This window comes from Psychrobacter glacincola, from assembly GCF_965118485.1.
In the GTDB taxonomy this organism is placed as follows: domain Bacteria; phylum Pseudomonadota; class Gammaproteobacteria; order Pseudomonadales; family Moraxellaceae; genus Psychrobacter; species Psychrobacter glacincola_D.
This window is the reverse complement of the sequence record NZ_CBCPJH010000036.1, coordinates 21,532-32,245: the sequence shown is the minus strand read 5'-3', so window position 1 is coordinate 32,245 and position 10,714 is coordinate 21,532. Positions and strand designations below refer to the sequence as shown.

Genomic DNA, 10,714 nt, shown 5'->3' with positions numbered 1-10,714 from the left:
TAGTATTGTTTTATCAATCTTTGCTATTTACTTTAGCATAACATGTCTAAATGCTATGCATAGGGCGGGTTTTATGATTATTTTCATAGAGTAGAGCAGTTTTATAGGGACAAAAAAATACCCTCTAATCTATAGATTAAAGGGTATTTTAAGAATTAGCCAATCTTACAAGCTAAGTTCTTAAGTTACTATTTTTCTAGGATACAAGTCACACCTTGACCGCCAGCTGCGCAGATAGAAATCAGCGCACGACCTGAGCCTTTTTGATCCAGTAATTTAGCAGCGGTAGCTAGGATACGACCACCCGTTGCCGCAAATGGATGACCTGCAGCAAGTGATGAGCCGTTGACGTTTAGCTTGCTACGATCAATAGAGCCTAGTGGTGCATCAAGACCTAAACGCTCTTCACAGAATTTCTCATCTTCCCATGCAGCAAGCGTTGATAATACTTGTGAGGCAAAAGCTTCATGGATTTCATAAAAATCGAAATCTTGTAGCGTTAGACCTGCACGCTCAAGCATACGCGGTACCGCATAAGCTGGCGCCATTAATAAACCTTCTGTATCACCAGATTTACCAATGAAGTCGACAGCGGCTGTTTCTTGGTGAACAATATACGCTAATGGTTTTAGACCATGTTCAGCAGCCCACTCATCAGTACCTAATAGAATACAAGATGCACCATCTGTTAGCGGGGTAGAGTTAGCGGCAGTCATGGTTGGTTTGGCATTCTTTTTACCAAACACTGGCTTTAGCTTGGCAAGCTTTTCTAAAGTAGTATCTGGACGCAAGTTGTTATCGCGAGTCAGACCTTTATATGGAGTGATTAGGTCATCAAAGAAACCTTCATCATAAGCACGTGCTAGATTTTGATGGCTAGTAAAAGCAAGCTCATCTTGTGCTTCACGACTGATGTTCCATTCAAGCGTAGTAATCGCTTGATGATCACCCATTGATAAACCAGTACGCGGCTCACCATTTTGCGGCGTATCCAGTAAATCTTTTGGATTTAGACCCATTAGCGCTTTTAGACGTTGTTTATTGTCTTTAGCTGCTCCCAATTTAATCAATACTTTACGTAAGCCATCACCAACCGCGATAGGCGCATCAGAGGTGGTATCAACACCGCCAGTAATGGCTGAATCAATGATACCAAGGGCGATTTTATTAGCAGAAGCGAACGTCGCTTGCAAGCCAGTACCACAAGCTTGAGAGATATCATAGGTTGGTGTATGTGGGTTAAGCGCTGTATTTAGAGTCGCTTCACGAGTCAAGTTGATATCGCGGCTCAGTTTCATCACTGCACCAGCAACGACTTCACCAATTTTTTCGTCTTGCAAGTTATAACGCTCAACCAAGCCGTCTAAGGCAGCGGTTAGCATATCAGTATTGCTGACGTCAGCATAAGCACCGTTTGAGCGTGCAAATGGGATACGGTTGCCGCCTAGGATAGCTACGCGGTTCTGACCTGAGCTAAGCTTAGTCGTGCTAGCTTTTTTAGCCACAGTACTTGCTTTCTTAGTAGGGGCTGCATCAGACTTGTTGGCCGCTTCTTTCTTATCGCTGCTTTCTTTAGTAGCGCTATCGTCTTTAGTCGCAGTCGTTTTACTATCTTTTGCTACGGTTTCTTTTTTAGCACTGTCAGCTTTTGGCTCTACTGCTTTGGTGTCTGTCTTTTTTGCGTCAGTAGCTGCTTTATCAGCAGCAGACTCTTTGCTCTTTGCTTCACTGGCTTTTACGACAGTAGTTTCGATAACAGGACTATCTGAATGATTGTTTTTGTTACTCATAATATTATCCTTAAAAAGTATGGGTAGAAAAGCGAAGTTGTCAAAAAAATAGTTAAATAATGAGAGTCATTATTCTAAAATCACCTAAAAAATTATTAGGTACTACGTGTATTACTTATAGGTACTAGTATTTATTGCGCTATATACTACAGACCATCGTTATAGAGCATAAGAGGCTTTTTATAGCCTTACTGTATATCTTTAGCAAACGATGTGACGCTTAACTATAGACATTGCAGCGTTGCCAGCCATAAATATGAACGCTATAGACTGCTTTAAAGCGTTGCATAACAGCGAATTTGATAATATATTGTTATCAATAAATGCGTTTGCCATAACTTATAGGTCTTATTTTAGCACAAACAAAAAGCCTTTAATGCTAGAGAAAGCTATCGTCTTGTATACTGGCTTGTCTACATATCGTTATAGACATTAGGGATTTTTGGACTTGTTTGGCGTGGATGTGTATAGTTAAGGCCATTTTTAAGCCATTTACTAATTATTTATTTACTAGGTATTTGTTATTAATATATGCTCATGGCACTGAATAATGAGTGTAGTGCGCCCATATTCTATAATAAATACTTTGCATTTTTATTCGTTAATATTTTACTCATCAACTAAAGGATTATCTTATGTCAGACCGTTATGGTGATTTTGTTCAATCGTCTATTGGTAAAAAAGTTGCAAAGAACCTAGGCTTACCAATGCCTGTAGATCTTGATCGCTTTGATAGTGGACAGCCTTTGGTACGTGGTAGCGTACTGATTGGGCGTGCTAGTGGCGACGATAAAGCAGTCAGTGCGTCAGTGGCTCGTATTTTGTCAGAGCTGCATACTGAAGTCTTTGTAAACAGTGGTGATAACGTAAAAGATACTTTATCTGATGCAGGCGTTAAAGCCAAAGCCAATACTGGCAGTGATGAGAAATTCAAAGTTTTATTGTTTGATGCTAGTAATATCAGCAATGCTGATGAGCTTAAGCAAGTATATGAGTTCTTTCATAGTGTCGCCCGCCGTGTTGAAAAGTCAGGTCGAGTAATTGTGATTGGTCGTCCACCAGAAGCCTTAACAGATATCGAAGCAGCATTGGCGCAGCGTGCCCTTGAAGGCTTTGTAAAATCGGTTGGTAAAGAGTTTAAACGTGGTATCACAGCACAGCTTATCTATGTTGCAGAAGGCGCTGAGCAGAATCTGGATTCAACGCTACGCTTCTTTACCTCAGCTCGTTCAGCTTATGTATCAGGACAGGTCGTACGTGTCAGTAACGGCGCTAATGTCGATGTCGATTGGAACCAGCCATTAGGTGGCAAAACCATGCTAGTCACTGGTGCAAGTCGCGGTATTGGCGAAGCGATTGCCCGTGTATTGGCTCGTGAAGGCGCGCATGTTATCTGTTTAGATGTACCTCAGCAGCAAGCAGATTTGCAAAAAGTTGCTAGCGAAATCAGTGGTTCTGTTCTAACAGTTGACATTACTAGCGATGACGCTGGCAAAGAAATTGCAGAAGCTGCGCAAAAGCGTGGTGGTTTGGATTCAGTGATTCATAATGCTGGTATCACCCGTGATAAAACACTGGCAAACATGGATGAGCAAAAGTGGGATATGGTTATCAATATCAACTTGGGCAGTATCGCTAAGCTGAACCGTTATTTACTTGATAATGACGTATTAAAAGAAAACGCTCGTATTGTGTGTGTGTCATCAATCTCCGGTATCGCTGGCAACTTGGGTCAAACCAACTATGCCACGTCCAAAGCTGGTGTTATTGGTTTGGTAAATGCCACCGCTAAGCAGTTAGAAGACAATGCAAAAGGCATGACGATCAATGCGGTTGCACCAGGATTCATCGAAACACAAATGACTGAAGCGATTCCATTTGCCATTCGTGAAGCTGGTCGCCGTATGAACTCAATGAGCCAAGGTGGCTTACCAGTAGACGTGGCAGAAACCATCGCATGGTTTGCATCACCTGCTTCTGGTGGTCTAAATGGCAACACCGTTCGTGTTTGTGGTCAAAGTTTATTGGGTGCATAATTGTCCTGATATCAGATGACAGTCATCACGATAATGGCAATAACAATGAAGGCTATGTGAGCCATAAAACTGGTCGTTAATCGCCTTTATTAAATGAGTTATTGAAATTAGCTCACATATGCTTACGAAAAATCGCTGATAAATTGTAATAAAGCTGCCCAAGGGTGGCTTTTTTATGATAAAAACACAGTAATAATAAGCCAAAGAACGTTGCGCCTGTTTTATGGTCTTATCCTATATTTTAACCAATCACTTCATAGTATATTTACTACCACCAAAAAACTGCTCAAGCCTTACTTAGGATTTATTATGTCAGACAAACATTATGACGCGTTGCCAAAAGCACATACCACCTATGCCAATATTGTCAAAAGCCTATTACCTATCGGTAATAATGGTAAAGTCAGCCGCGACGAGTTACCGCAAGCGACTTATTATGTAGACGATTTACATATTGACCAAAGCAATCTTGACGACTATCGTAAGATTTGTGGTTTTGCAGACAATGGAAATGTACCAATCACGTATTTTTCGGTACTGTCACAGGCGTTACAGATGAATATGATGGTTAAAGAACCATTTCCGTTTGCTATGCTAGGATTAGTACACGTCGATAACAGTGTGACCCAGTATCGTGCTATTGGTGAGAGTGAAACGGTTGCGATGTCAGTGATGTTCGATAATTTACGTGACCATGCCCAAGGTCAGCAGTTTGACTTTGTCACTACGATAAAATCAGCGGATGAAATTATTTGGGAAGGCACGTCGACTTATCTATCACGTGGCAAAAAACCTGCCACCAGTAAAGATAGAAAAAGCACGCCGCGTCCAGTGACCGTCAAGCCAGCTATTAATAAAGAGGGCGTACACAGTATTTTTGAAGTGCCAGAAGATATCGGTCGTCGTTATGCGTTTGTTTCTGGGGACTTTAATCTCATTCATTTGCATCCATTATCAGCGCGTGCCTTTGGTTTTCCAAAAGCTATTGCTCACGGTATGTGGTCAAAAGCTAAGTGTTTGGCAATGATGGGTGAGCTACCTGATGCTTGTACGGTTGAGGTGTCATTTAAGCTGCCAATTTTCTTACCGTCTGAAGTGGAGCTTATCGCCGAGCCACTTGCTCAATTAGAAGGCAAAGAAGATACTTGCCAATTTGGCTTGTTCAGTGCAAAAAATGACAAACCGCATCTTGCAGGTGTGATTACCTTGCAGGATGCAGAGAAGTAACATATCGCTTTTATATTAAAACCATTGCTAACGAATACATTTATCCTTATGACTTTACATGAAAATGCGACAAGCACCGCTCCTTCTGAGCACTTAGCTACGGTAACAGAATCGGTCAATGATGCTCACAGTGAAGGTGTTAATGCTGATGCTGTCAGTACGGACATTACTACTGAGAGCGCTACCGATAATGGCATTAACCTTGCCAGCATATTTGAACCATATTTTCGTCCTGATGATAATACCATTGTATGTGGGGCGCTTGATGAAGAAAAGGTGGCGGCATTGGCGGCAGCTGGGGTCGAGTTGGTATTTAACTTACAACCTGACGATGAGCTAAGCTTTGATGAAAAAGCTGCTGTTGAGCACGCAGGTATGCATTATGAGCAGCTGCCCATCAGCGGCGCTGCTGATTTAAAGCAGTTAAAAATACTGGCATTTGATAATATACTACGTCAATATCATGGCAAAAAAATCGCCATGCATTGCGGTTCTGGTAATCGTGCTGGTGCTGCCATAGCACTACGAGCTGGCTGGTTACGTGGACGTAAAATGGATACCGCAATGGAACGAGGCCGCAGTCATGGTTTGACTAAGCTTGAAGAAGAAGTTCATAATCGTTTGTTAGTGCCGCGCTAAAGCATAAGTATTATTGAGTAGCAAACTGAGTAATAAAAAAGGCGACCAATGGGTGGCCTTTTTTATGAGCAGGTAATCTATTTTTCTATAAGTAAAGCGAGAAATTCATGACAAATAATGACAAGAGTGACGGTCAAAGTCCCAATATAGCTATTAACCCTAATATCCAACATCGTCTACAGCAGTTATTAGCGGATTTACAGTTAGATGATGCGCCAGCCGGTGGCGCGTTGGTGGTTTACCAAGCTGGTAGGTGTATCGCGCAGGCGAGTGTCGGTATGGCACGGGCAGAATCGTCATGGAGTACTGATACGTTGTCGCTTAATTTTTCTACGGGCAAAGGCATTTTAGCGACACTGGTTCATGTCTTGGTATCGCAAAAAATGCTCAACTATGACACACCGATTGCTTATTATTGGCCAGCTTTTTCTGAGCAGGGAAAGCACAAGGTCACTTTACGTAGCGTAATGTCACATCAAGCCAATCTATTTTCAATTCAAAGTATCGATGTTGATAATAAAACGGTGCTTGATTGGAATGTCATGTTAGAAAAAATTGCTTCGATGCCGATAACCGCACCTGAACAAGCTGAGTTATATGGCAGTGCCTACAGTGCTTTGGTTTATGGTTGGGTATTGGGCGGTGTGATAGAAGCGGTTGCTGCTATGCCATTAGCTCAAGCATTACGCCATTATCTAACAGAGCCGTTAGGTATTGCTGACAGCTGCTATTTTGGGGTACCAGACAATCAACTCAACAAAGTCGCGCGCTTGGTTAAAAACTTCAAAATTCTAGAGGACGCGCCAGAAGAAGTACAAGAAAGTACACAGCCGCAGCCACGTGCCCGTCGTCATAAACCAGTATTAAAACCAGATTCTGCTAATACCTTGCAGACTTATCGTCATTTACCAAGCTATGCTTGTTGGCAAAAACAAGCAAATGTAGCAGATTTAGATACGGCGCAAATCAATCGCTTATACTTTAATAACAGTCAGCTGAATCTTAAAAACTATAAAGCAGCTCTGTTACTTGCTAGCAAAGAGCCGATTGATTATTACCAGCCGCAAACCTTACAGGCGACTATCCCTGCTGCTAATGGCGTCGCATCAGCACAAGCTATGGCAACGATTTATGCGATGCTAGCTAATGGTGGCGTATGGCAAGGCAAAACCCTGATTGATGAGGCAACATTTAAAGAGCTATCAACGCCGCAAGTGACGGGTATGGATGCTGTCATGCCAGCCCATATGGATTGGCGTTTGGGTTATCATCGCCGCTTTAGTATTTGTAATGATGAGAGTTCTGAGGAAAATACTCAAAATGCAAAATCTTGTGCGCCGCAAAGTTTTGGTCATATGGGTTATAACGGTTCGGTCGCGTGGTGCGACCCTGAGCGGCAGTTATCGTTTGCCTTTATCCATAATTTTGATGTGACCATGCTCAATGATATCCGCCAGTTTGCGCTGACGGAAGCGGTATTAGGATTGATTGATGAGAAGGTTTAGTCAATATTAATAGGTTATAAATAGCTATTTTTTTGATTAAATATGCTATTCATGCCATGCAAGCCTTTTATTCGGCGTCATTTTAAGCAGCTGTTTTGCCGTTAAACCATGGATAAAAATAGACGCTAAAATCACAATGGAGCATACTATCCAAAGTTTGAGGGCGTCTTCATCGTTAAAGAACCCTTGGTTGAGTGCATAGGATAAGTAATAAAGAGTACCGATGCCGCGGATACCCAGTGCTGATATGGCGTATTTTTCAGTACGTGGTAGGTTCAGTCCTGATAAAGCAATGAATCCGCCAAGCGGACGAATTAGCAGTAAAAAAGTAAAGCTGACGATATAAACGCGCCATGTCAGCTCAACGCCAGCTTGCAGACCTTGCCCAAGAAACATACCGAAAATAACGAGTACTAATGACATCAATAAGCCTTCTGACTGCTCGGCAAAATCATGCAGTTTATGGTGGTAGCTATGCTCACATTCTGAACGGCGAAAGGCAAATGCGGCAACAAATACCGCGATAAAACCATAACTGTGGACATATTCTGCTAAGCCATAGGCCATCAAGGTAAGGGCAATAACAACATAGCCTTGAGACATCGTTGTCTCGCGGCTGTACTTTGAGAACACCAGCTTTGCCATGACTTTACCAACGACAATACCGACCAATAGCCCAGCGCCTATCTTCCATAACACATCATGGGTAAACCATGACCACAGCATCTCCCCTGTAAAACGCTGCCCTTCACCATAGGCTTCTGCAATCTTAATCGCCAGATAAACAAAAGGGAAGGCTAGCCCATCATTCAACCCTGCTTCTGAGGTTAAGGTAAAGCGCGGTGTGTCTTCGCCGCCGGTATTAGGCGGTCCAACTTGAATGCTAGAAGCTAAAACAGGGTCGGTCGGGGCAAGGACTGCACCCAACAAAATCGCAGCGCCTATTGTCATACCAAAGGCATAATAACCTAAGACCGCCATGGCAAAAATACCGATGGGCATGGTAATCAGGAGTAGACGCATCGTTGGACGCCATAAGCGCCAAGACAGCTTAGTATCAATCTTAATACCCGCACCTACTAAAGAAACCAATACTACAATTTCGGTCAGCTTTTCGATAATCAGTCCATTATCGATAGGGTTCAAAAATGCTAAGCTCGTCCAAAAATAGCCCATCAGCAAACCAAAGCTTAATTGCAGCATGGGCAAGGAGATGGGTGTGCGTTTAAAAAGAATCGGGAATAGTGCGCCAAACACAAAGGCAATGCCGCAGACCAATAAGAATAAATTGTAATTTTCAATCATAAGGTTGATGCACGCTGTTATATTTATTTTAAAAGGCTAACAAGAATTGATATTCAATAGCCGTTTATAATGACGGTAAAAAAATCTGAATACCGCAAAAAAACGTTATCAGATAGTGCTTAGATGGAAAAATGCGTTGTTTTTTGGTGAAAAAAAGCCTGCTCAAGGCAGACTTTTTTATTTAGTATTTATATGCAGCAAAACAATAATTATAAAATGACGATTGTTCTAACGTTCAACTTGACTGACATCACGTACCGCACCAGTATCGGCACTGGTGGTCATCGCTGCATAGGCACGTAGAGCAGGTGATACATGACGTTCACGGTTAACCGGTTTCCATGCTTTACTACCACGAGACTTCATCTCTTCGCGACGTGCTGCTAACTCAGCATCGCTAACCTGCATATTAATCGTACGGTTCGGGATATCAATATGAATAGTATCGCCTTCTTGTACTAAGCCAATCGCGCCACCTTCAGCCGCTTCAGGGCTGGCATGACCAATTGATAAGCCCGAAGTACCGCCAGAGAAGCGACCATCAGTTAGTAGTGCGCACTCTTTACCCAAACCTTTAGATTTTAGGTAAGTCGTCGGATAAAGCATCTCTTGCATACCAGGACCACCTTTAGGACCTTCATAGCGGATGATGACCACGTCGCCTGCCACGATTTGATCATCAAGTACCGCAGCGACAGCATCATCTTGTGATTCAAATAAACGCGCGCGTCCGGTGAATACTAAAATGCTGTCATCGACGCCGGCAGTTTTGACCACACAGCCACGCTCAGCAATATTACCGTATAGAACCGCAAGACCACCATCGGTTGAATAGGCATGCTGGGTACTACGAATACAGCCGGATTCACGGTTGACATCCAGATTTGACCATTCTTTTGATTGCGAAAATGCCTCAGTAGTACGTACGCCACCAGGCGCTGCGATATAGCGTGCACGTGCTTCAAGATTGTCAGGATTCATAATATCCCATTTATCAATCGCTTCTTTCATCGTCGCGCTATGGATAGTCGGCAAATCGGTATGCAACAACCCAGCACGGTCAAGCTCGGCCAATAGCGCAAAGACACCGCCAGCACGATGCACATCTTCCATATGATATTTTTGTGAAGCAGGGGCAACCTTAGCCAAACAAGGTACACCGCGACTTAAACGGTCAATGTCATGCATTTTAAAGTCGACTTCGGCTTCATTAGCTGCTGCCAATAAGTGCAAAATAGTATTGGTCGAGCCGCCCATGGCGATGTCTAAAGTCATGGCATTTTCAAAGGCAGCTTTAGTAGCGATAGAGCGCGGTAGTACTGAGTCATCGTCTTGCTCATAGCGGCGTTTAGCAAGATCGACAATCGTACGACCTGCTTCTAAGAATAACTCGCGACGTAGCGAATGAGTGGCTAAAAGCGAACCATTACCCGGTAATGCCAATCCTAATGCTTCGGTCAAGCAGTTCATCGAGTTGGCAGTGAACATACCAGAGCATGAGCCACAAGTAGGACACGCTGAGGCTTCAATAGCGGCGACATCTTCATCACTAATGCTGTCATCAGCAGCGTCCATCATCGCATCGACTAAATCAAGCTTGCGAATGGCATTACCTTTACTATCAACACTTTGCGCATCGCTGCCGCCGTCATTATTATGACTGTGTGCAACCGTACTGGCGATAATTTTACCCGCTTCCATTGGGCCACCTGAAATAAAGACCACCGGAATATTTAGGCGCATGGCTGCCATCAACATACCTGGAGTGATTTTATCGCAGTTAGAGATACAGACTAGCGCATCAGCGCAGTGAGCATTAACCATGTATTCCACAGAATCCGCAATCAAATCACGACTCGGTAGTGAATACAACATACCGCTATGACCCATCGCAATACCGTCATCGACCGCAATGGTATTAAACTCTTTTGCCACGCCACCCGCTTTTTCAATCTCGCGTGCGACCATTTGGCCCAAATCTTTAAGATGCACATGACCGGGTACAAACTGAGTAAATGAGTTGGCAATGGCAATAATAGGCTTGCCAAAGTCGCCATCAGTCATGCCAGTTGCACGCCAAAGCGCACGCGCACCAGCCATATTACGACCGCCGGTAGAGGTTTTTGAATTATAATCCATGTGATATTCCTTACGAGTAGGCGAGATGTATTAACAATTTCACCTTCAAATGTGATGTTAATAGTGTGCTTTT

Annotated in this window: 7 protein-coding genes; 4 read left to right on the top strand and 3 right to left on the bottom strand. The window is 43.2% G+C overall.

Annotated features, from left to right (window positions below; all coding sequences use genetic code 11):
- Positions 1-188 precede the first annotated feature (188 nt).
- A complete protein-coding gene (locus ACMHKH_RS12150) occupies positions 189-1,790 on the bottom strand; it encodes an acetyl-CoA C-acetyltransferase (RefSeq protein ID WP_413520903.1) in 1,602 nt (533 codons plus the stop codon).
- 635 nt (positions 1,791-2,425) lie between these two features.
- Between ACMHKH_RS12150 and ACMHKH_RS12145 the strand changes: the two genes are divergently transcribed.
- The 4 genes from ACMHKH_RS12145 to ACMHKH_RS12130 all read left to right on the top strand — a co-directional run bounded on the left by ACMHKH_RS12145 (position 2,426) and on the right by ACMHKH_RS12130 (position 7,197).
- Positions 2,426-3,826 (top strand): 3-oxoacyl-ACP reductase, encoded by a 1,401-nt coding sequence (locus tag ACMHKH_RS12145; RefSeq protein WP_413520902.1) that lies wholly within the window; start codon positions 2,426-2,428, stop codon positions 3,824-3,826.
- A 309-nt stretch (positions 3,827-4,135) separates the two neighbouring features.
- Positions 4,136-5,053 (top strand): MaoC family dehydratase, encoded by a 918-nt coding sequence (locus ACMHKH_RS12140; protein ID WP_413520901.1) that lies wholly within the window; start codon positions 4,136-4,138, stop codon positions 5,051-5,053.
- Positions 5,054-5,101: 48 nt separating this feature from the next.
- Positions 5,102-5,692 (top strand): serine/threonine protein phosphatase, encoded by a 591-nt coding sequence (locus ACMHKH_RS12135; protein WP_413520900.1) that lies wholly within the window; start codon positions 5,102-5,104, stop codon positions 5,690-5,692.
- 107 nt (positions 5,693-5,799) lie between these two features.
- Complete coding sequence (locus ACMHKH_RS12130) at positions 5,800-7,197, top strand: serine hydrolase domain-containing protein (RefSeq protein WP_413520899.1); 1,398 nt, start codon at positions 5,800-5,802, stop codon at positions 7,195-7,197.
- 45 nt (positions 7,198-7,242) lie between these two features.
- On the opposite strand, the gene ACMHKH_RS12125 is transcribed toward ACMHKH_RS12130, so the two are convergent.
- Positions 7,243-8,502 carry a cation:proton antiporter gene (locus tag ACMHKH_RS12125; protein ID WP_413520898.1) on the bottom strand — a complete coding sequence of 420 codons (1,260 nt, stop codon included), beginning with the start codon at positions 8,500-8,502 and terminating at the stop codon, positions 7,243-7,245.
- A 228-nt stretch (positions 8,503-8,730) separates the two neighbouring features.
- Positions 8,731-10,641 (bottom strand): dihydroxy-acid dehydratase, encoded by a 1,911-nt coding sequence (gene ilvD / locus ACMHKH_RS12120; RefSeq protein ID WP_413520897.1) that lies wholly within the window; start codon positions 10,639-10,641, stop codon positions 8,731-8,733.
- Between the last annotated feature and the right edge of the window lie 73 nt (positions 10,642-10,714).